Here is a 26,489-nt window from a genome sequence, read left to right on the forward strand (position 1 = left end):
ACACCTTCTGAGTGAGTGGTAGGCGGATAGGCGGGAAGACGTGCTACGCCGCTACCTTTTGCAAACCAAAACTTCGGTGCCCCGGCCCCGCTGCTTTGAGGGGAGCCGGCGGGGACGTCAGTCCAACTCGGCCAGCTCCGTCTTGTTGGCGCGGTTGATCGCCTGCTTCACCCGCTGGGCGAATTCGCCGATCCGGTCGATCTCGTCCCACTGGCCGCGCTGGGGCAGCCCGTAGTCGGTGACCTCCACGATGTCGAAGCCGAGCAGCTCGGTCTCCTCGACCTTCAGCCCCTTGTCGCTGAAGGACTCGCGCTTGCGCTCGACCCGCTTGACGGTGCGGTAGCGCACCCAGTCGCCGCCGGAGTCGACGACGCCGACGTTGTCGGCGCGCACCGGGACCGCGCGGGCGGCCTGCTCCAGCTTGGGGATGGTGTCGCTCTTGAGGACGAGCAGTTCCGGGATCGTGAGCAGCCGGACGTCGCCGTTCAGGTCCTCGATCTCGGCCCGGGCCTGCTGGTTGGTGCGTGAGATGCGCAGCGCCAGCCGCTCGTCCTCGGCGAGGATCGCGTCGATCCGTTCGCGGCACTCCGCGACCGTGTAGCTGCGCGTGGTGGCCTTCTCCGTGCCCGGCTCGGGGCGGTACGCGGCGTCGCCCTCCAGGGTGGCGGTCCGGTAGGTGCGCCGCTCGGAGCCGGCGACGTTGAGCCGGTTGATCCAGCTCTGGAGGTCGGACGAGAGCTTCTTGCGCCGGTTGAAGGCGTCTCCGAGGGTCATGTTCACGGGCGAGAACCTAGCAGGCGGCGCCGTGCCCGTTCCACGGGTTTTCGTCCTGAAAGCGCGGCCCGGAGCCGGGCCGCGGACAAGGGGCGCATCAGTCGCGACCGAAGTTCTGCGCCCACCGGGCGTCGGACTCGCCCACGCCGATCGCGGTGTTGTCGCAGTTGAGGATGTTGGCGCGGTGGCCGGGGCTGTTCATCCAGCCCTCCATCACGGCCTCGGCGGAGGTGTAGCCGGCGGCGACGTTCTCGCCGGACCAGGCCCTGTAGCCGGCCTCCAGCGCGCGCTCGGCCGGGCCGATGCCCTCGGGGGTGTCATGCGCCATGTAGTCGCGTTCGGCCATGTCCTCGCTGTGCCGCTGCGAAGCCAGGGTGAGGTCGTCGTCCACGCGCACCGGGCCGCAGCCGGCCTCTTCGCGCTCGGCGTTGGTGAGGGAGACGACCTCCTGCGCCAGTTCCGAGGCGCCGGACCCGCCGCCGGGGGCGGGATCCGCGGGCTCGTCGGGGGTCTCAGGGGCATCGGGGGTGTCCTCGGGGGCGGGGGACGCGGGGGCGGTGATGGTGCCGTCCGCCTGTGCGGGACCGTCGGGCCGCGGGGGGCGCTCGGGGCTCGGCTCGTCCGGATCGGGTGTGTAGGAGTCGTCCCGGGCGAAGAAGTCGTCGCCGGAGTCCGCGGGGGGCAGCAGGTCGTCGGACAACGCGCCGGACGCCGCGGTCCCCGACTGGCCCTGGCCCTGCGGCGTGGCGGCCAGGACGAGTGAGGCGGCCAGCCCGAGGCCAACCGGTACGGCGGCCAGGGCGGCTATCAGCGACGTGTTCCAGCGGCGGCGCGGGCGCCGGTCCTCGGCTGCGTCGCGGCGGCGTTGCGCGCGCGGCTGCTCGCCCCGCTGTTTTCGGTATCTCCGTCGTCCTCGCGCCATGGGCGTCGGCTCCATTTCGGTCGGGGCTGGGGATGCGTTGCCGGGCGTGTCGTTACCCGCGCGAGATCGTAGAGCAAAATGCGGCGGAAGGGGAGATTGATGTGAGATGTCCCAGTTCACGGCGGTGCGCGATGCCGGGGCCGCGCCCGGGAGGGGCGGGCGGGGGGCGGGGGCGCTCACGACCGGTGACAGCGGACACCCCGCGTTGCGCGCCGCGGGGCCGAAACTCCGGGTCGGCACCGCGCCGCACCTTCGCGCCGCTGCCTGTTGTGCACACCGCGGCCCGCGCATCCGCGACAATGGACGGGTGAGCCTTTACCGTGACGAGGCGGTCGTCCTCCGGACCCAGAAGCTGGGCGAGGCCGACCGCATCGTCACGCTGCTGACCCGCCGGACCGGGCTGGTCCGGGCGGTCGGCAAGGGCGTGCGGCGCACCAAGTCGCGCTTCGGCGCCCGGCTGGAGCCCTTCAGCCACGTCGATCTCCAGCTGTACACCGGGCGCACGCTCGACGTCGTCACCCAGGCCGAGACCGTGCGCGCCTACGGGGAGTCGATCGTCACCGACTACCCCCGCTACACTGCGGCGACGGCCATGCTGGAGACCGCCGAGAAGATCATCGTGGTCGAGAAGGACCCCGCTCTGCGCCAGTTCCTGCTGCTGATCGGGGCCCTGCGGACCCTCGGCGAGGGCGGTCACGACCCCCGGCTGGTCCTCGACGCCTACCTGCTGCGGTCGCTGGCGGTCGCCGGGTACGCCCCGGCGCTGGCGGAGTGCGCGCGCTGCGGCTCGCGGGGCGAGCACCGCGCCTTCGCCGTGCACGCGGGCGGCATGGTGTGCACGGTGTGCCGGCCGCACGGCTCCACCGCTCCGGCCCCCGAGTCCACCCGGCTGATGTCGGCGCTGCTGGGCGGCGACTGGACGGCGGCCGACGCCAGCGAGGACCGGCACCGCACCGAGTGCAGCGGCCTGGTGGCCGCCTACCTCCAGTGGCACCTGGAAAACGGAATCCGATCTCTGCGTCTTGTGGAGCGTTCTTGAGCCTGTTCACCTCTTCGTCAGATCCCTCGCGGGGATACCGGCCGCCCACACCGCACCCCAGCGGGGCGCGCCCCCCGGAGCTGCCCGCCGAACTCATCCCGCGGCACGTGGCCGTCGTCATGGACGGCAACGGCCGTTGGGCCAAGGAGCGGGGGCTGCCGCGCACCGAGGGCCACAAGGCGGGGGAGAGCTCCCTCTTCGACGTCATCGAAGGCGCGCTGGAGCTGGGCATCCGCAACATCTCGGCCTACGCGTTCTCCACCGAGAACTGGAAGCGCTCGCCCGACGAGGTGCGGTTCCTCATGGGCTTCAACCGCGAGGTCATCCGGCGCCGCCGCGATGAGCTGGACGCCATGGGCGTCCGGGTCCGCTGGGCGGGGCGCCGGGGGCGGCTGTGGAAGAGCGTCATCTCCGAGCTGGAGTCGGCCGAGGAGAGGACCAAGGACAACACCGCGCTCACCCTCCAGTTCTGCGTCAACTACGGGGGCCGCGCCGAGATCACCGACGCCGCGGCGGCGATGGCGCGCGACGCGGCCGCGGGCCGCATCAACCCCGACCGCATCAACGAGGCCACCCTCGCCAAGTACCTCGACGAGCCCGATATCCCCGATGTCGACCTGTTCGTGCGCTCCTCCGGCGAGCAGCGGTTCTCCAACTTCCTCCTCTGGCAGTCCGCCTACGCCGAGTTCGTGTTCCTCGACACCCTCTGGCCCGACTTCGACCGCCGCCACCTCTGGCACGCCTGCGAGATCTACGCCAGCCGCGACCGCCGCTACGGCGGAGCCGTCCCCAACTCCGTCGAGCCCTCCCCGTCGGGGTCGGCGGGGTGATGCCGGATACATCTGTGTCCGGAAGCGGAACCTACTGTCGCGTAACCACGGGTCCGGGGTGCATAGTCGTCTGCTATGAGCGGCTTCGACATCAGGCAGGACGTCATCTCCTATGTGGCCCTCGGTGACAGTTTCACGGAGGGGATGGACGACCCCTACCCCGACGGCGCCGGGACGCCGCGCGTCCGGTACCGGGGATGGGCCGACCGGCTGGCGGAGCACCTCGCCGATACCGGCACCGAGGTGCGCTACGCCAACCTCGCCGTGCGGGGCAAGCTGATCCGGCAGATCATCGAGGACCAGCTCCCGCGCGCGGTCGAGCTGCGTCCCGACCTCGTCACCTTCTGCGCGGGCGGCAACGACATCCTCCGCCCCGGCGGCGACCCGGATCTGGTCGCGCGGGTGTTCGAGGGGGCGCTGCGGCGGCTGACGGCCACGGGCGCGACCGTGGTCGTCTTCACCGGTGCCGACACCGTCTCCCAGCCGGTCATGCGGCACCTGCGCGGCAGGATCGCCACCTACAACATGCACGTGCGGGCCATCGCCGACCGCTACGGCTGCCCGGTCGTCGACCTGTGGGGCATGGCCGCGCTGCACGACCCCCGCGCGTGGAGCGAGGACCGGCTGCACATGTCGGCCGAAGGCCACCGCCGGCTCGCGCTGCGGGCCTGCGAGGTGCTGGGGGTGCCCGCTGAGGGCGAGTGGGACGAGCCGTGGCCGGCGTTGCCGGCCCCCGACTGGCGGCTGGCCCGCCAGGCCGACCTGCACTGGGCACGGGAGTTCCTGGTGCCGTGGATCGGCCGCCGCCTCACCGGCCGCTCATCGGGCGACGGCCGTACCGCCAAGCGCCCCGACCTGGAGCCGCTGCGCTGACCGTGCGCCGCCGGACCGCATCGGAACGGCGGCCTCGGGGACGCGCCGCCCCCTCCGGCCGCTCGGTGGCGTCGGGACGCGTGTCCGCGCCGTCCGCTCGGCGGCGGCCCGCCGGAATACACGTGGGCGGCCGTGCCCGGAGCGCTCCGGGCACGGCCGCCCACGCCGGCGTCGCCGCGGTCAGCCGGTCGACGACAGCGCCGCCCGGCAGGCGGCGCAGGTGCCGAAGACCTCGACGGTGTGCGAGATGTCGCTGAAGCCGTGCTGCGCGCCGACCGCCTCGGCCCACTTCTCCACGGTCGGCCCTTCGACCTCGATCGCCTTGCCGCAGCGGCGGCAGACCAGGTGGTGGTGGTGCGACTCGGTCAGGCACGCGCGGTAGACGGCCTCGCCCTCGTCGGTGCGCAGCACGTCGATCTCACCGGAGTCGCTGAGCGCCTGAAGCGCCCGGTAGACGGTGGTGAGCCCGATCTTGGAGCCTTCGGAGCGCAGGTCCGCATAGAGGTCCTGCGCGCTGCGAAAGCCGGTGCTCTCGTTCAGGGCCTGTCGTACGGCCTCGCGTCGTGTACTCATGTGGAAACGCTCCCCCGCTCGGTCTGGGGCATCGTACCGACCGTAGCGGCCGTGCCGCCGCCCAGGGGGGCGCGGCTCCGGCCGCGTGCACCGCGCACCAGGTACCCGGCCCCGACGGCGGCGCAGAAGACGGCCAGGGCGATCAGCACGATGGCCGCGCCCGGCGCGACATCGACATAGTAGGCGGTGGACAGCCCGCCGAGGGCGGCCACCACCCCGACCGCCATGGCCAGGCCGATCGTGACCCGGAAGCTCCGGGTGAGCTGCTGGGCGGCGGCGACCGGCACCACCATCAGCGCGCTCACCAGCAGCACGCCCACCACCCGCATGGCCAGCACGACGGTCAGCGCCGCGGTGATGGCGATGACCAGGCTCAGGAACCGCACCGGCAGCCCGTGGGCGCGGGCGACGTCCTCGTCCTGGCACAGGACGAACAGCTCGCGGCCGAAGTAGCCGATCACGCCGAGCACGACGACCGCCAGCGCGGCGACGGTGTAGACGTCCTCGGTGCTCACCGTGGACACCGAGCCGAAGAGGTAGGAGGTCAGGGTGGCGGTGGAGGCGCCCGGCGCCAGCCCGATGAGCAGCACGCCGCCGGCGATGCCGCCGTAGAACAGCAGGGCCAGCGCGACGTCGCCGCTCGTGCGGGTGCGCACCCGCACGAGTTCGATGAGGGCCGCGCCGAGGGCGGCGACGACCGCGGCGGTGAGCACCGGCGCGGTGCCGGTGAGGAAGCCCAGCGCAACCCCCGTCAGCGCCACGTGCCCGATGCCGTCGCCCAGCAGCGCGAGCCGGCGCTGCACCAGGAAGGTGCCGATGACCGGGGCGACCAGGCCGACCAGCGCCGCGGCGATCAGCGCCCGGCGCATGAAGTCCGGCTGGAGCATCTCGATCACGATGGGGCCTCGGTCATTCGTAGCGGGGGACGTCGATGGCGGGGAGCGCGGGCGGGCGCGACGCGTCTCCGGGGTGGGGGTGCTGGTGCTCGTGGCCGGGCCGGGCGCACGCGCCGGTGGGGCTCGGCGGCGGCCCGTCGTGGACGACGGAGCCCGCGGACAGCACCACGCCCCGCCCGATGAGCGGTTCGAGCGGGCCGAGCTCGTGCAGGACGAGCACGACGGTCGCGCCGTCGCCGGACAGCCGGGTGATGGTGTCGGCGAGCGCGCGCTGGCTGTCGGAGTCGACGCCGGCCATGGGCTCGTCCATGACGAAGGTGTCGGGGCGCCCGGCCAGGGCGCGGGCGATGAGCACCCGCTGCTGCTGGCCGCCGGACAGTTCGTGGACCGAGTGGTGTGCGCGGTCGGCGAGCCCGACCGCGGCGAGCGCGTCGGCGACCGCCGTGCGGTCCCCGCGGGTGGCGGGGCGCAGCCGCCGGCGCCGCGCGACCTGCCCGGACGCCACGATCTCCGCCACGGTCGCGGGCACGCCCCCGCCCGCGGAGAGCCGCTGTGGGACGTAGCCGATCCGGCCCCAGTCGCGGAAGCGGTGCAGAGCGGTGCCGTGCACCTCGACGCGCCCGGCGGCCAGCGGTGTGATGCCCAGCATGGCGCGCATGAGCGTGGACTTGCCCGAGCCGTTGGGGCCGAGGATGGCGACCACCTCGCCCGCCCGGATGTCGAGGGAGACCCCGTGGAGCACGGGCGTGCGGTCGTAGGCCACCACGGCGCCGGAGACGCTGAAGGCGGGCGGTGCGTCCGGATCGCGGGACGCCCCTGAGGAAGCGGGCGAGTTCCGGATTCCGGTCAGTTGCGCGGACACGTGTCAAGTGTGCCGAAAACGAAAATGATTGTCAAAATAGTCACCAGCGTGCCATATGTCCGTTAGTGCCGTGTCGGCGGGGGCCGTCATTCGGGCGTGCGGTGACCCGTCCCCCCCTGGCCGGGCCGAACGGCCTGCGGCTGCGGGCGGGAGCGGGCCGTGGCGGGACATCGGCCGCGGCCGTCGCGGTGCGACCTCAGGGGGATGACCCGTGTGCGCGGGTCCCGGCCCGGCGGGCGCGGCCCGCTGCCCGAAGGAGGTCCGGCGGACGCCCGGCGGCCCGGAGGACGTGGACACCCGCGCGCACCGGGGCCCCGCCTCGTGCCCGGCCACGGGCCAGTGCCCGCGCCGTCATCCGCCGGCGCGGCCGGCCCGCCTCAGAAGAGGCCGCTCTGCAGGAGGCCGAGCGCCAGCAGCGTGGCCACGACCACCACGCGCATGGCGCGCTCGCCGCCCCGCAGGCCCGGCCAGGCCAGGAAGGCCAGCCAGCCGAAGAACGCCGCCAGCAGCGCCAGGAGCAGCGCCCCCGCGAGCCCCGCCAGCAGCAGCCCCGAGACGAATACCGCGGCCATGGCCAGCGGCAGGACCCACCGCGGGGCGTTGTGCAGCCACACCAGGGGTACCGCGCTGCGCCGCTCGATCTCCGCGCGCAGCGGGCCGGCGTCGGGGGTGTAGAAGCTGTCCCCGCGCGGCAGGGGCCGGGACGGGCGGCCGGATCCGCCGGCGCCGCCTCCGGTCGGTCCGCCTCCGGCAGGGCGGTTCGGACGGTTCTTGCGCGGCTTCCTGCCCTTGGCTGACACGCGGCTCCTCCGGCCTGCTCGTGCGCTGTGGTGCGGGGGAATCCGCCCGGCGGCGGCCCCGCACGAAGCCTATGGCCAACGCCCCCGCGCGCACGACCTCTCACCGGGACTCGGCCGCACGGGTGCGCGGCCGCTCCCCGGGCCCCGCACCGGGCACGGGCCCCTCCCCGGACCCCGCCGCGCGACGCGCACGACCGCCCCCGGGATTCCGCCGCGCGCCGCGGGGTGCGCGGCGGCGCGCGTGCGCCGTCTCGCCACGGGAGCATTTCGGTCAAGATCGGGGGAGAATGCACGTCCACGGTGGTGGCGCGCGCCTCGGCACTCGCGGCTGCGGCTATTTTTGTAGCGGCGGTCGGTTCCGGTCCGGGACCCCGGGTTCGCGACAGGGGTTTACCGGTCACTTACTCACGGTGACCTAGGTTGGCCCTCCACTGCCACCGGGCGCACCACCGCCCGGTCTCTGTGAACCCGCTCCGCAGAAGACACACCGGGAGACTGTTTTCCGTGCCGAAGCTCAGCGTCATCGTCACCTTCGACGTCACCGAGCCGCATCTGCAAGACTGCCTGGACTCCCTGGGCCGGCAGGACCGTGCGCCCGGTGGGACCGAGGTCGTCCTCGTACCCGTGGCCCACGCCCCTGCCGCGCCGGCTCCGGACGCCGCCCCCGCGGGCGACGGCGCCGATACGGGCGAGCCCGACAGTGCCGACGACGTCGATACCGCCGCGGCCGACGCCGACGACGAACAGGACAAAGGCGGCGAGGACGAGGACAGCGAGGCGGTCGAGAGCGCCCGCACCGAGGGCCTCGACACCGCTCGCCGCTTCGCCGCCGACCCGCCCGCGGGCCTCACCGCGAGCCTGCACGCGACGACCGCAGCCGGCCACGCCGAAGCGCGCCGCATCGGGGCGTCCGCGTCGGCCGGGGAGTACCTGATGTTCGTCGCGGGCGGCGACACGCTGACCGGCTACGCCCTGGGCTACCTCACCGACGCCCTGGAGTCCTCCGGCTCCGACCTCGCCACCGGCAACGTCTACCGGTTCAACGACCTCGGGGCGCGCCCCTCCGGCGCCCACCGGAAGATCTTCGCCAAGGGCCGCACCGGCGTCGACGTGCACGCCACCGTCTCGCTGCTCGCCGACCGGCTCTACGGCAACAAGCTCTGGCGCCGCTCCTTCTGGGACCGCGTTCCCGAGAGCGAGACGCTGGCGACCGACGCTGACAGCGACCTCGCCGTCGTCCGGATGCTGTTCTCGGCGGGCGCCATCGACGTCCTGCCCGCCCCGGTGTACCTGGTCCGCGACCGGCCCTCCGGGGAGGACCTGAGCGAGGCCGCCGCCCTGGCCCGCCGCCTCACCGCCGTCACCGAGCTGTCCGCCTCGCTCAGCGGCGCCGACCGCGACCTGTGGGACGGCCGCACCCTGCGCACCGACGTCCGCTCGGTGCTGCTGCGCCTCGACGACGCCGGGCCCGACGCGCGCGAACGCTTCTTCGACCTGGTCAACGCCTACCTCGACACCGTCGGCCGCAAGGTGCTCGACTCCCTCCCGCCGGTGCACCGGCTCAACTACGTCCTGGTGCGCAAGCGCCAGGCCGAGCGCCTGCTGGAGGCCATCACCTTCCAGAAGAGCGTGGAGCTGAAGAAGGCCCCGGTGGTCCGGCGCGGCCTGCACTACTTCATCCGCTACCCCTTCTTCGAAGACCCCGAGGCGCAGATCCCGCGCGAGGTCTACCGGCTCGACGCCGAGCTGAAGGTGCGCCAGAAGACCGAGCGCATCGAATGGCGCGACGGCCGGCTGGTGGTCGGCGGGCGCGTGGGCATCCTCAACCTGCGGGCGGGGCGCCGCTGGCAGCAGCAGCTCGTGGCCTTCGCGGTCAACACCGACAGCGGCCGCCGCATCCCCGTCCCCGTCAAGGTCCTGCACGCGGCCGAGTACCGGCTGCCCGACCTCCCCGACGCCGCCCGCCACGACTACGGCGGGTTCGAGATCAGCGTCGACCCCTCCCGGCTGCGGCTCTCGGGGGAGTGGCGGGCCACGGAGTGGAAGCTGGAGCTGGTCGTCATCAACCGCGGCCTGGTCCGGCGCCGCATCATCGCCAACCCCGTCGCCGGCCCCCCCGAGCGCCCGCCCTACCGCAAGGTCGCCGACGACGTGTGGATCCGGCCCATCTGGAACCGCGACTCCCAGCTCGCCATCGCGGTCGAACCCGTGCGCGCCCGGGTCGTGGAGCACCGGATCGACAGCGCCGGCGGGCGCGCCGAACTGGAGGTCTCCGGCGAGCTGGTGGCCCCGCCCGCCGCCGAGTCCCGCGCGCTGCGCCTCACCCGCTCGCCGGGGACCGCGCGGCTGGAGTACCCGCTGGACATCTCCGGGGGCCGGTTCACCGCCCGTGTGCCGGTGGCCGACCTGCTGGCCCAGGCCGTCGACGAAGGCCCCGGGCAGCTGCGCCAGGAGCACTGGAAGGCGGCGCTGGTCACCCCCGCGGGCGACGCGGTGCCGCTGGTGCTGCCCGACGAGATCGAGGTCCGCGCGCACGCCGCCGGCGACGGCCACCACGAGGTCGCCGTGCAGCGCACCAGCACCGGCCACCTGCGGCTGCGCGCCGGGTGGGCGCACCCGGTGATCCAGGACGCCCGATGGGCCGGCCGCGAACTGTCGCTGTCCGGCCACTACGCGGCCGAAGCCCGCATGGAGCTGGTGTTCAAGGCCCGGGGGCGCGACGAGGAGCACCCCGTCGCCGTGCACCGCGAGGGCGGCGCGTTCACCGCCGCGTTCACGCCGGCCGGCATCCCGACCCTGTCGGGGACCCTCCCGCTGTCGTCCGGCGGCTACCAGCTCTGGGCGCGGGTGCACCCCGAGGGCGGCGAGGCCCGCGACGTCAGCGCCGAGATCGACCCCGACTTCGTGCGGCGGCTGCCGCTGCGCATGCAGACCCGCGAGCGCGAGTTCGGGTTCGAGGACTCGGGCTCGGAGATCCCGGTGCTCAAGGTCGGCTCCGACCTGCGCCCCGAGGAGCGCGGCTCGTTCGCCCAGAAGAACCTGCGCGAGACCGTCTACCCCGCGCAGCGCGAGGAGCCGCTGCGCGACGAGATCCTCTTCGACAGCTACACCGGCCGGCAGTTCTCCGACAGCCCGCACAGCATCTACGCCGAGCTGCGCGGCCGCAAGGGGCGCTGGGCCGACCACGCGATGTCCTGGCTGGTCAAGGACGGGCAGGTGAACCTGCCCGACGACCTCACGGCGGTGCGCCACAACGGGCGCGACTTCTACGAGTCGCTGGCCCGCTCCCGCTACCTCGTGACCAACTCCCGCCAGCCCGCCTGGTTCACCCGCCGCCCCGGCCAGGTCGTGGTGCAGACCTGGCACGGGTCGATGCTCAAGCGCATCGGCTTCGACATCGAGAACATCCGCGGCAAGGCCCGCGACTACCACGAGAAGCTGGCGTGGGAGACCGCGCAGTGGGACTACCTGGTCTCACCCAGCCCCTGGGCCACGCCCATCCTGCGCCGCGCCTTCCGGTTCGACGGGGAGATCCTGGAGACCGGGTACCCGCGCAACGACATCTTCTTCTCGCCCGACCGCGACGCGATCGCGGCCGCCACCCGCGCGCGCCTGGGCCTGCCCGAGGGCAAGAAGGTCGTGCTGTACGCGCCCACGTGGCGCGACGACAAGTACTACACGCGCGGCAAGCACAAGCTCGACCTGCACCTGGACCTGCGCCGGATGTACGAGAAGCTCGGCGACGACCACGTGCTGCTGGTGCGCCGCCACCCCCGGGTGGTCGACAGCGTGCCGATCGTCGGCGAGGACTTCGTCTACGACGTCTCGCTGTACCCGGAGATCATGGAGCTCTTCCTGGTCACCGACGTGCTGGTCACCGACTACTCGTCGATGATGTTCGACTTCGCCAACACCGGCCGGCCGATGCTGTTCTTCACCTACGACATCGAGGGCTACCGCGACAACCTGCGCGGGTTCTACTTCGACTTCGAGGAGACCGCGCCGGGTCCGCTGCTGCTGGAGTCCGACGACGTGATCGGCGCGCTCCAGGGCATCGACTCCGTGGCGGCCGACTACGCGGGCAAGTACGCCGCGTTCACCGAGCGGTTCTGCCCGCTGGACGACGGCAGTGCCGCCGCCCGCGTGGTGGACCGGGTGTTCGGCGACGGCTGACCGCAGCGACCCTTCCTCGCGGCGCGGCCCGCGCCGCGAGGGGCGGTCACGAGCCCGTGCCCGACACCGCCTCGCGCTGGCGGGCGCCGTCGCGGGCGGCGATCATGATCTGCACGATGTGCTCCGCCGACGTCACCCGGCGCCGGTCCTCGGGCGGCACCGTGGCCGCGCCCATGCGCACCCGCGGGTTGCGGTGGCCGGCCGGCGCGGGGACGGTGGCCTGACCGGAGAAGTGCAGTTCGGTGGCCCCGGTGGCGATCACCAGCCCCGCCGCGTTGTCGGGCCGGATCCCGCCGCCGGGCATGACCGTGATGCGCCCCTCGGCGCGCCGCACGAGCTCGCCCAGCAGCGCCGATCCCTGGGCCGCGGTGGCCTCCTGGCCGGAGGTGAGCACCCGGTCCACGCCGAGGGTGATGAGGTCGTCCAGCGCGGCCCGCGGGTCGGCCGCGACGTCGAAGGCGCGGTGGAAGGTGACCGCGAGGCCCTCGGCCGCGGCCAGCAGCCGCTCCATCACGGACCGGTCCACCGCCCCCATCGGGGTGAGCGCCCCGAGCACGACACCGGGGACGCCCTCCTCGGCGAAGGCGAGGATGTCGCGCTCCATCGCGGCCACCTCGTGCTCGTCGTACACGAAGTCACCGCCGCGGGGGCGGATGATGGGGTACACCTGGATCCGGGACACCGCGTCGAGCGTGGTGCGCACCATGCCCAGGCTGGGGGTCAGACCGCCATCGACGAGGGACGACACCAATTCCACGCGGTGGGCCCCGGTACGCTCGGCGGCGATGGCCCCCGCGGTGCCCTCGACGACGATCTCGAACGTCAGCGCCACGTGCGGTCCCCCTCCGATCGGTTGCCGGTCTGGACCAGTAGACCACGGTGGCCCCGCCGACACGCGTGCGCGGCCGCCGCCGCGGGGTGAGAAGATGGGGCGGTGATCGTCATCACCCGCTACACCGTGGCCCCCGAGGACGCCGACGCCTTCGTGGAGCGCGCCACCACGGCCCTGGAGGCGCTGCGCGCGCGTCCGGGCATGCGGGGCTCGTGGATCGGCCGGGCGGCCGACGAGCCCGGGCTGTGGACCGTGGTGACCGACTGGGACGGCCCGGGGTACTACCGGCGCGCGCTGTCGGACTTCCAGGTGCGCATGGCGGCCGTGCCGCTGCTGTCCGAGGCGCACGACGAACCCACCGCGTTCGAGGTCGTGGCGGGTCGCGCCCACTGAACCCGGCCTTCAGGGATTAATCGGTCGGATCCGGCGCCTCGGCTGCGTATCGTCGTTGGTGCACGTCACCGCCCGTAGGTGTCCTAGGCTGTGTCCACATGACGGCGGGACGCCGTCAGGTGACACACGAGCATCGCGATGAGCGATCCGCCGACCGCCAGCCGGATGGAGAGTCGAACAACAATGGCCGCAAAGTCAGAGGCTATGGACACCCTGGTCAACCTCGCCAAGCGGCGGGGTCTGGTCTACCCCTCCAGCGAGATCTACGGGGGTCTGCGCGCCTCATGGGACTACGGCCCGCTGGGTGTCGAGCTGAAGAGCAACGTCAAGCGCCAGTGGTGGCGCTCCATGGTCCAGGAGCGTGAGGACATCGTCGGCCTCGACTCCAGCGTGATCCTGGCGCGCGAGGTCTGGGAGGCGTCCGGCCACGTCAAGGCGTTCGTCGACCCCCTCACCGAGTGCCAGTCCTGCCACAAGCGCTTCCGGGCCGACCACCTCCTCGAGGCATACGAGGAGAAGCACGGCCGCGAGCCCGCCACCGGCCTCGCCGACCTCGCCTGCCCCAACTGCGGCGCGAAGTCCTCCTTCACCGAGCCGCGGATGTTCAACGGCCTGCTGCGCACCTACCTGGGCCCGGTGCAGGACGAGACCGGCCTGGCCTTCCTGCGGCCCGAGACCGCGCAGGGCATCTTCATCAACTACATGAACGTGCAGCAGAGCGCGCGCAAGAAGGTGCCGTTCGGCATCGGCCAGATCGGCAAGTCGTTCCGCAACGAGATCACGCCGGGCAACTTCATCTTCCGCACCCGCGAGTTCGAGCAGATGGAGATGGAGTTCTTCGTCAAGCCGGGCGACGACGAGCAGTGGCACCAGTACTGGATCGACACCCGCCTGCAGTGGTACGTCGACCTGGGCATCGCAAAGGACAACCTGCGCCTGTACGAGCACCCCAAGGACAAGCTCTCGCACTATTCCAAGCGGACCGTCGACATCGAGTACCGGTTCGGTTTCGCGGGCGCCGAATGGGGCGAGCTGGAGGGTGTCGCCAACCGGACCGACTACGACCTCAAGACCCACTCCGAGGCGTCGGGCACCGACCTGTCGTTCTTCGAGCAGGAGAACAACGAGCGCTACATCCCCTACGTGATCGAGCCGGCCGCCGGCGTCGACCGCGCGCTGCTGACCTTCATGCTCGACGCCTACAGCGAGGACGAGGCCCCCAACGCCAAGGGGAAGCTGGAGAAGCGCGCGGTGATGCGGCTCGACCCGCGCCTGTCGCCGGTGAAGGCGGCGGTGCTGCCGCTGTCGCGCAACACCGACCTCTCGCCCAAGGCCCGCGACCTCGCCGCCCGGCTGCGCAAGCGGTGGAACGTCGAGTTCGACGACGCCGGCGCGATCGGCCGCCGCTACCGCCGCCAGGACGAGATCGGCACGCCGTTCTGCGTGACCGTCGACTTCGACACCCTTGAGGACGACGCCGTGACCGTGCGGGAGCGCGACACGATGTCGCAGGAGCGGGTCGCACTCGACCAGGTCGAGACCTATCTGGTCGAGCGCCTGCCCGGCTGCTAGCGGACGGCTCGCAACACGAACGGTGGGCCCCGCCACAGGCGGGGCCCACCGTTCGCTGCCGTCCGCCCCTCGGCCGTCGCGGGGGCGGGTGCCGGAGTGCGAGGCGGCCGGACCCGGGGGGATGTGGTCTCCGGCCGCCTCACGGGGATCCCCGGACACGCGGCGGCGGCCGGGAGAACCGGTTCCAAATTAGCCCGGTACGCGCCGTGGGGCGGGGGGTTTCCGCCCCGGCGTCCCATCCCGTGAGCGAATCGTGACGCGGACCGCGCCCGCCCCGCGCCCGCCGGCACCGCCGCGGCCCGGTGTCAGCCCGAGGAGTACACGACGAACGACACCGCGATGTAGTGGCAGATGAAGGCCGCGATCGTCAGCGAGTGGAAGATCTCGTGGAACCCGAACCAGCGCGGCGCGGGGTCGGGCCGCTTCGCCCCGTAGACCACGGCGCCTCCGCTGTAGAGCAGGCCGCCGGCCAGGACGAGGATCCAGGCCGCGGGGTGCGTGCCCCCGATCAGCTGGGGGATGAACAGGACCGCGACCCAGCCGATCGCCAGGTAGAGCGCCGTCGACAGCCATCGGGGGGCGTTCAGCCAGAACATCTTGAACAGCACCCCGGCGACGGCCCCGCCCCAGATCAGCGCCAGCATCGCGGTGCGCAGCGCGCCGTCGAGGACCAGCACCACGAAGGGGGTGTAGGTCCCGGCGATGATGAAGTAGATGTTGGAGTGGTCCATGCGGCGCAGGACCGCCATCCCGCGCCGCGACCACCGGCCGACGTGGTAGACCGCCGAGGTGCTGAACAGCAGCACCGAGCTGAGCGCGTAGATGGCGCTGGCGATGCGCCCGGGGGTCCCGGGGGCCAGGCAGACCAGCACGATCCCCGCCGCCAGTGCGACCGGGGCGGTCCCCAGGTGCAGCCAGCCGCGCAATCGCGGCTTGACCGCTTCGAGGAGGTCGGCCGCGACGGCCCTCGGGCCGTCGGCGGGGGGATGCTGTGCGCCGGGGGCGTCGTCGTGGTGGCGTGTGGCCGCGTCGCCGGACTGCTGTGCGGGCACCTGTCCTCATCTCCATCGCGTCGTCGCGGGGGGGCGGCCGGGATGGGGGCGCCGTGCCCGGCGCGGCCGGTCCCGCCTCCCCGAACTCTACTTACGGGACCGTAGGTTACCAGTGGGTATCCGTGTGGTCCTCCGCACAGCGAAGATGCGACTCTCGGGTTCGTGGACCAGTGTCGGCGCCCACTGCCTGCTACTTTGCTACATAACTCGCTGACCTGGGGATTCGTCGAGACCGTCGGGGTTCCACCGCCGCCGTTACGGGGTGGTTTCGGCGATCATTCTTGAACCATTGGTCTACACCTGTCTACGATGCCTGAACTGGGAGAACGCCGTTTAGGTGGCTCTCGTGGAAGAGTTTGCGGACCGCTCTGGGTAGAGTCGCGCGCAATTCGAGGTCGAGTGGCAGCACCGGTCATGGCCGGTCTTCTAGCAGCAGGGAGCCTCCCGTGCCCAAGTACGTTTACGAATTCAGCGAGGGCAACAAGGACCTCAAGGATCTGCTCGGCGGCAAGGGCGCCAACCTCGCCGAGATGACCAACCTGGGTCTCCCGGTGCCGCCCGGGTTCACCATCACCACCGACGCCTGCCGCCACTACCTGGAGCACGGCGCCATGCCCGACGGCCTCGACGACGCGATCGCCGCCTCGCTCGCCACTCTGGAGTCGGCCATGGGCAAGCGGCTGGGCCAGGCCGACGACCCCCTGCTGGTCAGCGTCCGCTCAGGCGCCAAGTTCTCCATGCCCGGCATGATGGAGACCGTCCTCAACATCGGGCTCAACGACGAGTCCGTCGAGGGCCTGGCCGCCCAGTCCGGCAACGAGCGCTTCGCCTGGGACTCCTACCGCCGGCTCATCCAGATGTTCGGCAAGACCGTCCAGGACATCGACGGCGAGCTGTTCGAGACGGCGATCGAGCAGGTCAAGGCGCAGAAGAACATCACCAACGACCTCGATCTCGACGCCGCCGACCTCCGCAAGCTGGTGGAGGTCTTCAAGGGCATCGTCGCCGAGCAGACCGGCGGCGAGTTCCCCGGCGACCCCCGCCGCCAGCTCGACCTCGCCGTCAAGGCGGTCTTCACCTCCTGGAACGCGCCGCGCGCCGTGCTCTACCGCCGGCAGGAGCGCATCCCCGCCGACCTCGGCACCGCCGTCAACATCTGCTCCATGGTGTTCGGCAACCTGGGCATGGACTCCGGCACCGGCGTCGCCTTCACCCGCGACCCCGCCTCCGGCCAGCAGGGGGTCTACGGCGACTACCTCCAGAACGCCCAGGGCGAGGACGTCGTGGCCGGCGTCCGCAACACCGTGCCGCTCGCCGACCTCGAACGCCTCGACGCCCACAGCTACAACGAGCTGCTGGCGATCATGGAGACGCTGGAGAACCACTACCGCGACCTGTGCGACATCGAGTTCACCATCGAGCGCGGCAAGCTGTGGATGCTGCAGACCCGCGTCGGCAAGCGCACGGCCGCCGCCGCCTTCCGCATCGCCGACCAGCTCGTGGACCAGGGCATGATCACGCTGGACGAGGCCGTCCTGCGGGTCACCGGCGACCAGCTGGCCCAGCTGATGTTCCCCCGCTTCGACGAGACCGCCGAGCGCCGGCGCCTGGGCCGCGGCATGAACGCCTCGCCGGGCGCGGCCGTGGGCAAGGCCGTCTTCGACTCCTACACCGCCGTCAAGTGGTCGCGCAGCGGCGAGAACGTCATCCTGTGCCGCCGCGAGACCAACCCCGACGACCTTGAGGGCATGATCGCCGCGCGGGGCATCCTGACCAGCCGCGGCGGCAAGACCTCCCACGCCGCCGTCGTCGCCCGCGGGATGGGCAAGACCTGTGTCTGCGGCGCCGAGGAGCTCGACGTCGACACCAAGAACCGGCGGCTCACCGGCCCCTCCGGCGAGACCATCGAAGAGGGCGACGTCATCTCCATCGACGGCACCACCGGCGAGGTCTTCCTGGGCGAGGTGCCCGTGGTCTCCTCCCCGATCGTGCGCTACTTCGACGGCGAGATCGACCCCGCCTCCGACCAGGCCGACGACCTCGTGCGCGCCGTGCACCGCATCATGCACTACGTCGACGCCGCTCGCCGGCTCTACGTCCGGGCCAACGCCGACAGCGCCGAGGACGCCGCCCGCGCCCGCCGGATGGGCGCCCAGGGCATCGGCCTGTGCCGCACCGAGCACATGTTCCTCGGCGACCGCCGCCAGCTCGTGGAGCGGCTCATCCTCGCCGACACCGACAAGGAGCAGCAGGAGGCCCTGGCCTCGCTGCTGCCGCTCCAGCGCGACGACTTCATCGAGATCCTGGAGTCGATGGACGGGCTGCCGGTGACCGTGCGGCTGCTCGACCCGCCGCTGCACGAGTTCCTGCCCGACATCACCGAGCTGTCGGTGCGCGTCGCCGTGGCCGAGGCGCGGGGGGAGAAGCACGAGAACGACCTGCGCCTGCTCCAAGCGGTCCACCGCCTGCACGAGCAGAACCCCATGCTGGGCCTGCGCGGGGTGCGCCTGGGCCTGGTCGTCCCGGGGCTGTTCACCATGCAGGTGCGGGCCATCGCCCAGGCCGCCGCGGAGCGCACCCGCCAGGGCGGCCGGCCCCGCCCCGAGATCATGATCCCGCTGGTGGGCACCGTGCAGGAACTGGAGATCATCCGCGACGAGTCCCTGCGCGTGCTGCGCGAGGTCGGCGAAGAGTACGGCGTCGAGCTGGACTTCCCGGTCGGCACGATGATCGAGCTGCCCCGCGCGGCGCTGACGGCCGGCCAGATCGCCGAGAACGCCGCGTTCTTCTCCTTCGGTACCAACGACCTCACCCAGACGGTCTGGGGATTCTCCCGCGACGACGTCGAGGCGTCGTTCTTCTCCGCGTACCTGGAGAAGGGTGTGTTCGGGATCTCCCCGTTCGAGTCGCTGGACATCGACGGCGTGGGCCGGCTGATCCGGATCGCGGTGGAGGAGGGGCGCGCCGCGCGGCCCGGGATCAAGCTCGGCATCTGCGGCGAGCACGGCGGCGACCCCGCGTCCGTGCACTTCTTCCACCAGGTCGGGCTGGACTACGTGTCCTGCTCGCCGTTCCGGGTGCCCGTGGCGCGGCTGGAGGCGGGCCGGGCCGCGGCGCGCCGCTGACGAGCGGGACCAGCGGGGGCGCGGTGCGGCGCCCCCGCGCTTTCCCCGGCGCGAACGCGCCCCTCGCGCGATCGCGCCGTGACCTCGCCGTGACATACACTTGGCCGCGACGCGCGGGGAGCCGGCTTTCCCCCGCGAGCCCTGCCGGAGGCGGCGCCGGAACGTCTCCGGCGGCCCCCGGTGTCGGCTATCGTCAGGGCATCCGTCCATCTGTGTGGGGGTGAGTGGTGCGGACAGCGGGGGATGAGCGCGGCGATGGGCCGCCGGACGGCGGTCCGGCCACGCCCGGCCCAGAGGCCACCCGGGCGTTCACCCGCGGCCCCTCCGGAGCAGGCGATACCGCCGCGCACGGCCGCGATCGCGCCCCCGGCGCGCCGCCGCAGGGCCCCTCCGGCGGCTCGGACGCCTGGGGCGGACCCGCCGACGACCTCCGAACCCGCACGTTCACCCGGCCCGCCGGCGACGCCCCCGGCGACCGCTACGGCGACGCCCCGGGTGCCGACCGCACCCGCGTGTTCACCCGGCCGGCCGGCGGTGAGCCCGCCGACCCCTATGAGGACGATCCGGGCGCCGATCGCACCCGCACGTTCACCCGGCCCGAGACCCGCCGCGCCCCGCGCGGCCCCGCGCGGCCCCCGCTGCCGCGCTCCCGGCCCGGCCGCCGCCGGTTCCGGTGGGGACGGCTCGTCGCCCTCGTCGTCCTGGTGGCGATCGCCCTGCCCCCCGGCACCTGGGCCTGGGTGTGGTACACGGCCCGCATGGACGACCGCCCCACCTCCGACGCGATCGTCGTCCTGGGCGCCAGCCAGTACAACGGGAACCCGTCACCGATCTTCGAGGCCCGCCTCCAGCACGCCGCCGACCTCTACGCCGAAGGCGTCGCCCCCGTCATCGTCACCGTCGGCGGCAACCAGCCGGGCGACAACTTCACCGAGGCCGGCAGCGGCCGCGACTGGCTGGTCGCCGCCCGGGGCGTCCCGGCCGCGCAGGTCGTCGCCATCGGCGAGGGCAGCGACACCCTCCAGAGCATCGAGGCCGTGGCACGCGTCTTCGACGACCGCGGGTGGGGCTCGGCGGTGATCGTCAGCGACCCCTGGCACAGCCTGCGGTCGAAGGTCATGGCCGACGACTTCGGCATCGAGGCCGCCACCTCTCCGTCCCGCTCCGGTCCCGCGGTGCTGGAGCGCGAGACCCAGCTCTGGTACATCACCCGCGAGACCGCGTCGCTCTGGTACTACTGGATCTTCGGCGACAGCAGCGACATCGAGGTCGACGCCGCCAGCTGAGGCGGCCTCCGCCCCGCGGACCGCACGAGCGCCGAGGACCCACCATGGCAGACACCTCCGAGGCCGTCCCGCCCGGATACGGGCCGGACGACCGGCGGCGCTGGGCCGCCGAACCGCCCAAGAACCGCGCCCGCGGCCCCTTCGAGCGCGACCGCGCGCGGGTGCTGCACAGCTTCGCCCTGCGCCGGCTCGCCGCCAAGACACAGGTGGTGCAGCCGGGCGCGAGCGACTTCCCGCGCACCCGGCTCACCCATTCGCTGGAGTGCGCCCAGATCGGGCGCGAACTCGGCGCCGCGCTGGGCTGCGACCCCGACCTCGTCGAGGCGGCCTGCCTCGCCCACGACCTCGGCCACCCGCCGTTCGGCCACAACGGCGAGACCGCGCTGGACGCCGCCGCCGCGGCCTGCGGGGGCTTCGAAGGCAACGCGCAGAGCCTGCGGCTGCTCACCCGGCTGGAGGGCAAGGTCGTCGTCGGCGGCGGCGATCGCCCGAGCAGCGCCGGCCTGAACCTCACGCGGGCGACGCTGGACGCCACCCTCAAGTACCCCTGGCCGCGAGGCGGGGGCGGCGGCAGCCGCAAGTTCAACCACTACCCCGACGACGCCCCCGTCTTCGGCTGGATCCGCGACGGCGCTCCCGAGGGGCGCACCTGCTTCGAGGCGCAGGTCATGGACTGGTCCGACGACGTCGCCTACTCGGTGCACGACCTGGAGGACGCGCTCTACTCGGGGATGATCCGGGTGGGCGCGCTGCGCGGGCCCGGTGAGCGCGCCGAGGTGTGCGCCATCGCCGCCTCCGCCTACTGCGACGCCCCGGCCGGCGAGCTGGAGGAGGTCTTCCGCGACCTGCTGGCCGAGCCGTTCTGGCCGGCCGGGTTCGACGGGGGACTGGGGTCGCTGGCGGCGCTGAAGAACCTCACCAGCGAGCTGATCGGGCGCTTCTGCCGGGCCGCCGAGCGCGCCACCCGCGCGGCCCACGGCGGCGCCCCGCTCACCCGCTACTCCGCCGAGCTGGAGGTTCCGCGCCGTACCCTGCTGGAGTGCGCGCTGCTCAAGGCGCTGGCCGCGCACTACGTCATGGCGCGCTCGGAGGCCCGGGAGTACCAGGCGCGCGAGCGCGAACTCATCGCGGAACTCGTCGACGCCGTGGCGGCGGGCGCGCCCCGCACCCTCGAACCCCCGTTCCGCGCAGCCCACGCCGCCGCCACCGACGACGCCGAGGCCCTCCGCGTCGTCATCGACCAGGTCGCCTCCCTCACCGACACCTCCGCCACCGCCTGGCACACCCGCCTGACGGCCCCCTGACCGCCGCGGCCGCCGGGCGGCCCTCCGCGGCGGCGGCCGGGCACCGGTGCGGTTCCGCTGCGCGGTCCCTGGCCGGGATCGGTGTGTCCGCGGCCGGGTCCGGGGGCGTGGCGGCCGGTGGTGGCGTCGGGTGTCCGTGCGTACACGCACCGTCCGACCGCGCCGGTCGCCGGCGGATCTGCGGCGCGGAGGCGCGCGGGCGTCGGGAAAGAAGCCGTGGACGCCTCTTGACGGTCGGATTTGTTAGCGCTAACAATGTTGCTCACGTCACGTCGACGTTTCATCCGAGACGATCATGAGGTCGTGTTGCGCATGCCGGTTTACAACGGGCGCACCCCCGTCATGGCGGATGTCGCGCGGCTCGCGGGGGTCTCCCACCAGACCGTCTCCCGCGTGCTCAACGGGCACCCCAATGTCAAGGCCGAGACCCAGCAGCGGGTCCAGGCGGCGATCGAGGAGCTGGGCTACCGCCGCAACTCCTCCGCGCGGGCGCTGGTGACCCGCCGGACCCAGGTGATCGGGGCCGTCGCCTTCGACACCACGCTCTACGGCCCGGCCCAGACCCTCGCCGGGATCGAGCACGCCGCCCGCGCCGATGGATACTTCCTCAGCGTCGTCACCCTCCAGACCATCACCCGGCAGGCCGTGCGCGAGGCCATGGACTACCTCGCCCAGCAGTCCGTCGAGGGCTACATCGTCATCGCCCCGCACCGCACCGTGGTCGAGGGGCTGGCCGACCAGCCCGCCGACCGACCGGTGGTCGCGGTCGAGGGCGGGCACGCACCCGACCTGCCCGTGGTCTGCGTGGACCAGGCCGGGGGAGCCCGCCTGGCGACCCGCCACCTGCTCGACCTCGGGCACCGCACCGTCCACCACATCTCCGGGCCCCGCAACTGGCTGGAGGCCGAGGGCCGCATCACCGGCTGGCGGGCGACGCTGGAGGAGGCCGGGGTGCCCGTCCCCGAGGTCCGCTACGGCGACTGGCGGCCCCGATCCGGCTACGAGCTCGGGCGCGAACTCGCCCGCGATCCCGATGTCACGGCCGTCTTCGTCGGCAACGACCAGATGGCGCTGGGCACCCTGCGCGCCTTCGCCGAAGCGGGGGTGCGCGTCCCCGAGGACGTCAGCGTCGCCGGGTTCGACGACATCCCCGAAGCCGAATTCCTGACCCCTCCGCTGACCACCGTCTCCCAGGACTTCAGCGAGGTCGGCCAGCGCAGCATCCGCCTCCTGCTCGACCTGCTCCGGCAGCCCGCGGGCGCCGGCGGTGGCAGGCCCGTTCACCATGTCGTCCCCGCCCGCCTGGTGCCCCGCGCCAGTACCGCGAACCGCCGACCCTAGCCCGACGGACCGAGGAGCCCCCCGTGAACGCGAATGTTAGCGCTAACAATGACGATGCCGTCGTCATCGGGATCGATTTCGGCACCCTCTCCGGCCGGGTCGTCGCCGTCCGCGTCCGCGACGGCGCCGAACTCGCCACCGCCGTCCACCCCTACGAGCACGGCGTCGTCTCCCGGACCCTGCCCGCGACCGGCGCCCCGCTCCCGCCCGACACCGCCCTCCAGGTCCCCGAGGACTACCGCGCGGTGCTGCGCAACGCCGTCCCCAAGGCACTGGCCGCCGGCGGCATCGCGCCGGAGCGCGTCATCGGCATCGGCACCGACTTCACCGCCTGCACCGTCCTGCCCGCCACCGCCACCGGTGTCCCGCTGTGCGAGCTCCCCGGTTTCGCCGACCGCCCCCACGCCTACCCCAAGCTGTGGAAGCACCACGCGGCCCAGGCCGAGGCCGACGAGATCAACGCCCTCGCCCGGCGGCGCGGCGAGGCGTGGCTGCCCCGTTACGGCGGGCGCGTCTCCGCCGAATGGCAGTTCGCCAAAGGGCTCCAGGTCCTGCGCGAGGACCCCGAGGTCTACGACCACACCGACCGCTGGATCGAGGCCGCCGACTGGATCGTCTGGCAGCTGTGCGGCCGCGAGACCCGCAACGTCTGCGCCGCCGGGTACAAGGGCATCCACCAGGACGGCGCCTGGCCCACCCGCGACTACCTCGCCGAACTCGACCCCCGGTTCGCGCGGTTCGCCGAGGAGAAGGTCGCCCACCCGCTGTCGCAGCTCGGCGACCGCGCCGGCGGGCTGACCGCCGAGGCCGCCGCCTGGACCGGCCTGCCCGAGGGCACCGCCGTCGCCGTCGGCAACGTCGACGCCCACGTCACCGCGGCCGCGGCGCAGACCGTGGAACCCGGGCGGATGCTCGCGGTCATGGGCACCAGCACCTGCCACGTGATGAACGGCACCGGCTTCGCCGAGGTCCCGGGGATGTGCGGCGCCGTCCGCGACGGCATCGCCCCCGGCCTGTGGGGCTACGAGGCCGGGCAGAGCGGTGTGGGCGACATCTTCGGCTGGCTGGCCGAGGGCTTCGCCCCGCCCGAGTACGTCCGCGAGGCGCGCGAGCAGGGCATCAGCGTGCACGACGTGCTCTCCCGGCGCGCCGCCGCGCAGCCGGTGGGCGGGCACGGCCTGGTCGCCCTGGACTGGCACAGCGGCAACCGGTCCGTGCTGGTCGACCACGACCTCTCCGGGGTCATCGCCGGGATGACGCTGGCCACCCGGCCCGAAGACGTCTACCGCGCCCTGGTCGAGGCGACCGCGTTCGGCACCCGCACCATCCTGGACGCCTTCGCCGGATCGGGGGTGCCGGTGGCGGAGCTGACGGTCGCCGGCGGCCTCAAGCGCAACGCGTTCGTGATGCGGATCTACGCCGACGTCCTCGGCCGCCCGCTGCACGTGGCCGACTCCGACGAGGCCCCCGCACTGGGCTCGGCCATCCACGCCGCCGTGGCCGCCGGGGCCCACCCCGACATCGCCGCCGCCTCCGCGGCCATGGGCAGCACCACCCGCGACGCCGTGCTGCCCGACCCCGGCCGCTCCGCCGCCTACGACGACCTCTACGCCGTCTACACCGAACTCCACGACCACTTCGGCCGCGGCGGCAGCGACGCCCTGCACCGCCTGCGCGCCCTCCGCAACCAGAGCCTCAGCAGCTGAAGGACGCCATGACCGCCCTGCCCCCCGCAGCCGAGCACACCCGCGCCGAGGTGTGCGCCCTGCACGCCGAACTCCTGCGCTGGAACCTCGTCACCTGGACCAGCGGCAACATCTCCGCCCGCATCCCGGGCACCGACCTGATCGCCATCAAGCCCAGCGGGGTCACCTACGACGACCTCACCCCGGAGTCCATCGTCGTCTGCGACCTCAACGGCGCCGTGGCCGAGGGGCGGCACGCTCCCTCCAGCGACACCGACGCCCACGCCTACGTCTACCGCGCCATGCCCGAGGTCGGGGGGGTCGTGCACACCCACAGCCCCTACGCCACGGCCTGGGCCGCGCGCAACGAGCCCATCCCCTGCGCCATCACGGCCATGGCCGACGAGTTCGGCGACGACATCCCCGTCGGGCCGTTCGCCCTGATCGGCGGGGACGACATCGGCAAGGGGATCGTCGCGACGCTCTCCGGGCACCGCTCGCCCGCGGTCCTCATGAGCGGCCACGGCGTCTTCACCATCGGCCCGGACCCCAAGGCCGCGGTCAAGGCCGCGGTGATGTGCGAGGACGTCGCCCGCACCGTCCACCTGGCGCGGCAGAACGGTCCCGTCGAGCGCCTGCCCCAGCACCACATCGACGCCCTCTACGACCGCTACCAGAACGTCTACGGCCAGAGAAGAGGAACTGACTCGTGACCGAACGCCTGCCCAGCATCGGGATCCTCGGCATCATGCAGCCGCTCTACGACGACATGATCCCCGGCATCACCGAGCACCAGGCCGCCTACGCGCGCCGCATCGCGGAGAGCCTGGCCGACGTCGCCGACTGCGTGGTCGGAGCGCCCGTCCGCGGGCGCGCCGACGCCGAGCGCGCGGTCCGCGGGTTCGAGAACGACGACCTCGACGGCGTCCTCGTCGTCATGCTCACCTACGGCCCCTCGCTGCGCGTCACCCGCGTGTTCGACCAGATGCGGCTGCCGGTCTGCCTGGCCAACATCCAGCCCGAGCCCGCGGTCACCCCGGCGTGGGACATGGACGACATGACGTACAACCAGGGCATCCACGGCGCCCAGGACACCGCGAACGCCATGGTGCGGGCCGGGCTGCCGTTCGACGTCGTGACCGAGGAGTGGCCCAGCGCCGCGTTCGCCGAACGCGTGGGGCGCTGGGCGCGCGCCGCCCGCGCGGCCACCGCGTGGAAGCGGCTCCGGGTGGGCGTCTTCGGCTACGCCATGAACGGGATGGGCGACGCCCGGTTCGACGAGACCGCCCTCCTGCGCAAGCTCGGCCCCGAGATCGAGGTCATCGCCCCCGGGGAGCTGCACCGCACCATGGCGGAGCTGCCCGGCTCGGCCGTGGCCGCGCTCATGGAGCGCGAGGACGCCGCGTTCGAGGTCGACGAGCGTCTGTCCAAGGAGGAGCGTGAGGACCACGCCCGCATGCAGCTGGGCATCGAGAAGCTGCTCGTCGAGCACGGCTGCGGCGCGTACTCCACGCACTTCGACGCCATCGCCGAGGACGGCCGCTTCGCCCGGCTGCCCATGGCCGCCGCCTCCAGCCTCATGGCCGAGGGCTACGGCTTCGCCGGGGAGGGCGACGTGCTGGCCGCCGCCGTCGTGCACGCCGGGCACCGGCTCGCCGGCGACGGCCACTTCACCGAGATGTACGCGATGGACTTCCCCACCGACTCCATCCTCATGAGCCACATGGGGGAGGGCAACTGGAAGGTGGCCCGCGACGACGAGCCCGTCCGGCTCATCAAGCGCCCCCTGGGCATCGGCGGCCTCGCCGACCCGCCGACCCTGCTGTTCCGCATCAAGCCGGGGCCCGCCACCATCGCCTCGCTGGTCTCCCTCGGCGGGGAGGACTTCCGGCTGGTCGTGGCCGAGGGGGAGGTGCTCGACTCCCAGCGGCTGCCGTCCCTGGAGATGCCCTACGGGCAGTTCCGGCCCGATTCCGGCATCCGCGGGTGCATGGACGGCTGGCTGCGCGCCGGGGGGACCCACCACATGGTCATGAACCTGGGCCGCACGGCCGCCGACTGGCAGGTGTTCTGTCGCCTCACCGGAATCGAGTTCGTGCGGGTCTGACCCGCGGACCGGACCCGGCCCACCCGCGGCGCACAGCGGCGGGCGGGCCG

General features: G+C 73.0%; 21 protein-coding genes. 13 read left to right on the forward strand and 8 right to left on the reverse strand.

Features of this window, described 5'->3' with window-relative positions; translation table 11 throughout:
• Positions 1 to 117: 117 nt before the first annotated feature.
• Complete coding sequence (locus ACFO4E_RS03325) at positions 118 to 774, reverse strand: hypothetical protein (RefSeq protein ID WP_378571616.1); 657 nt, start codon at positions 772 to 774, stop codon at positions 118 to 120.
• Positions 775 to 871: 97 nt separating this feature from the next.
• The gene (locus tag ACFO4E_RS03330; RefSeq protein ID WP_378571409.1) at positions 872 to 1,696 is read right to left on the reverse strand and encodes a CAP domain-containing protein; all 825 of its coding nucleotides are present in this window, start codon (positions 1,694 to 1,696) and stop codon (positions 872 to 874) included.
• A 307-nt stretch (positions 1,697 to 2,003) separates the two neighbouring features.
• On the opposite strand from ACFO4E_RS03330, the gene recO reads away from it, so the two are divergent.
• The 3 genes from recO (at position 2,004) to ACFO4E_RS03345 (ending at position 4,438) form a co-directional block, all read left to right on the forward strand.
• On the forward strand, positions 2,004 to 2,735 hold the full coding sequence (gene recO / locus ACFO4E_RS03335; protein WP_378571411.1) for a DNA repair protein RecO: 732 nt from the start codon (positions 2,004 to 2,006) through the stop codon (positions 2,733 to 2,735).
• Positions 2,732 to 3,565 (forward strand): isoprenyl transferase, encoded by an 834-nt coding sequence (locus ACFO4E_RS03340; RefSeq protein WP_378571413.1) that lies wholly within the window; start codon positions 2,732 to 2,734, stop codon positions 3,563 to 3,565. The genes recO and ACFO4E_RS03340 overlap by 4 nt, the downstream gene beginning before the upstream one ends.
• A 75-nt stretch (positions 3,566 to 3,640) precedes the next feature.
• Positions 3,641 to 4,438, forward strand: a complete 798-nt coding sequence (locus ACFO4E_RS03345; RefSeq protein WP_378571415.1) for an SGNH/GDSL hydrolase family protein — start codon at positions 3,641 to 3,643, stop codon at positions 4,436 to 4,438.
• 180 nt (positions 4,439 to 4,618) lie between these two features.
• Here ACFO4E_RS03345 and ACFO4E_RS03350 read toward each other — a convergent pair whose 3' ends face one another.
• The 4 genes from ACFO4E_RS03350 to ACFO4E_RS03365 form a co-directional block, all read right to left on the reverse strand.
• On the reverse strand, positions 4,619 to 5,011 hold the full coding sequence (locus ACFO4E_RS03350) for a Fur family transcriptional regulator (RefSeq protein WP_378571417.1): 393 nt from the start codon (positions 5,009 to 5,011) through the stop codon (positions 4,619 to 4,621).
• Positions 5,008 to 5,907, reverse strand: a complete 900-nt coding sequence (locus ACFO4E_RS03355; protein WP_378571419.1) for a metal ABC transporter permease — start codon at positions 5,905 to 5,907, stop codon at positions 5,008 to 5,010. Before ACFO4E_RS03355 ends, ACFO4E_RS03350 begins: the two co-directional genes overlap by 4 nt.
• A 13-nt stretch (positions 5,908 to 5,920) precedes the next feature.
• Positions 5,921 to 6,769 carry a metal ABC transporter ATP-binding protein gene (locus ACFO4E_RS03360; RefSeq protein ID WP_378571421.1) on the reverse strand — a complete coding sequence of 283 codons (849 nt, stop codon included), beginning with the start codon at positions 6,767 to 6,769 and terminating at the stop codon, positions 5,921 to 5,923.
• 377 nt (positions 6,770 to 7,146) lie between these two features.
• Entirely contained in the window at positions 7,147 to 7,464 is a 318-nt protein-coding gene (locus ACFO4E_RS03365; protein WP_378571617.1) for a DUF6703 family protein, read from the reverse strand.
• 609 nt (positions 7,465 to 8,073) lie between these two features.
• On the opposite strand from ACFO4E_RS03365, the gene ACFO4E_RS03370 reads away from it, so the two are divergent.
• Positions 8,074 to 11,742 (forward strand): bifunctional glycosyltransferase/CDP-glycerol:glycerophosphate glycerophosphotransferase, encoded by a 3,669-nt coding sequence (locus tag ACFO4E_RS03370; RefSeq protein ID WP_378571423.1) that lies wholly within the window; start codon positions 8,074 to 8,076, stop codon positions 11,740 to 11,742.
• Positions 11,743 to 11,788: 46 nt separating this feature from the next.
• On the opposite strand, the gene ACFO4E_RS03375 is transcribed toward ACFO4E_RS03370, so the two are convergent.
• Positions 11,789 to 12,574 (reverse strand): copper homeostasis protein CutC, encoded by a 786-nt coding sequence (locus ACFO4E_RS03375; RefSeq protein WP_378571425.1) that lies wholly within the window; start codon positions 12,572 to 12,574, stop codon positions 11,789 to 11,791.
• Between the two features lie 102 nt (positions 12,575 to 12,676).
• Here ACFO4E_RS03375 and ACFO4E_RS03380 point away from each other — a divergent pair, with 102 nt between their 5' ends.
• Both ACFO4E_RS03380 and ACFO4E_RS03385 read left to right on the forward strand, forming a co-directional pair.
• Entirely contained in the window at positions 12,677 to 12,967 is a 291-nt protein-coding gene (locus ACFO4E_RS03380; protein WP_378571427.1) for an antibiotic biosynthesis monooxygenase family protein, read from the forward strand.
• A 183-nt stretch (positions 12,968 to 13,150) separates the two neighbouring features.
• Positions 13,151 to 14,539: a glycine--tRNA ligase gene (locus ACFO4E_RS03385; protein WP_378571429.1), complete on the forward strand. Its 1,389-nt coding sequence runs from the start codon at positions 13,151 to 13,153 to the stop codon at positions 14,537 to 14,539.
• 305 nt (positions 14,540 to 14,844) lie between these two features.
• Here ACFO4E_RS03385 and trhA read toward each other — a convergent pair whose 3' ends face one another.
• Positions 14,845 to 15,591 (reverse strand): PAQR family membrane homeostasis protein TrhA, encoded by a 747-nt coding sequence (gene trhA / locus ACFO4E_RS03390; protein ID WP_378571431.1) that lies wholly within the window; start codon positions 15,589 to 15,591, stop codon positions 14,845 to 14,847.
• Between the two features lie 446 nt (positions 15,592 to 16,037).
• Between trhA and ppdK the strand changes: the two genes are divergently transcribed.
• The 7 genes from ppdK to ACFO4E_RS03425 all read left to right on the forward strand — a co-directional run bounded on the left by ppdK (position 16,038) and on the right by ACFO4E_RS03425 (position 26,439).
• Positions 16,038 to 18,716: a pyruvate, phosphate dikinase gene (gene ppdK / locus ACFO4E_RS03395; RefSeq protein WP_378571433.1), complete on the forward strand. Its 2,679-nt coding sequence runs from the start codon at positions 16,038 to 16,040 to the stop codon at positions 18,714 to 18,716.
• A 227-nt stretch (positions 18,717 to 18,943) separates the two neighbouring features.
• The gene (locus ACFO4E_RS03400; RefSeq protein WP_378571435.1) at positions 18,944 to 20,002 is read left to right on the forward strand and encodes a YdcF family protein; all 1,059 of its coding nucleotides are present in this window, start codon (positions 18,944 to 18,946) and stop codon (positions 20,000 to 20,002) included.
• Between the two features lie 44 nt (positions 20,003 to 20,046).
• Positions 20,047 to 21,306 carry a deoxyguanosinetriphosphate triphosphohydrolase gene (locus tag ACFO4E_RS03405; RefSeq protein ID WP_378571437.1) on the forward strand — a complete coding sequence of 420 codons (1,260 nt, stop codon included), beginning with the start codon at positions 20,047 to 20,049 and terminating at the stop codon, positions 21,304 to 21,306.
• A 312-nt stretch (positions 21,307 to 21,618) separates the two neighbouring features.
• Positions 21,619 to 22,647, forward strand: coding sequence for a LacI family DNA-binding transcriptional regulator (locus ACFO4E_RS03410; protein WP_378571618.1), 1,029 nt, complete (start codon positions 21,619 to 21,621; stop codon positions 22,645 to 22,647).
• 23 nt (positions 22,648 to 22,670) lie between these two features.
• Positions 22,671 to 24,353 carry a ribulokinase gene (gene araB, locus ACFO4E_RS03415; protein ID WP_378571439.1) on the forward strand — a complete coding sequence of 561 codons (1,683 nt, stop codon included), beginning with the start codon at positions 22,671 to 22,673 and terminating at the stop codon, positions 24,351 to 24,353.
• Positions 24,354 to 24,361: 8 nt separating this feature from the next.
• Positions 24,362 to 25,045, forward strand: a complete 684-nt coding sequence (locus ACFO4E_RS03420) for an L-ribulose-5-phosphate 4-epimerase (RefSeq protein ID WP_378571441.1) — start codon at positions 24,362 to 24,364, stop codon at positions 25,043 to 25,045.
• A gap of 35 nt (positions 25,046 to 25,080) precedes the next feature.
• On the forward strand, positions 25,081 to 26,439 hold the full coding sequence (locus ACFO4E_RS03425) for an L-arabinose isomerase family protein (protein WP_378571619.1): 1,359 nt from the start codon (positions 25,081 to 25,083) through the stop codon (positions 26,437 to 26,439).
• Positions 26,440 to 26,489: the final 50 nt, after the last annotated feature.

Origin of the sequence: Nocardiopsis mangrovi, assembly GCF_042653925.1 — a bacterium.
In the GTDB taxonomy this organism is placed as follows: domain Bacteria; phylum Actinomycetota; class Actinomycetes; order Streptosporangiales; family Streptosporangiaceae; genus Nocardiopsis_B; species Nocardiopsis_B mangrovi.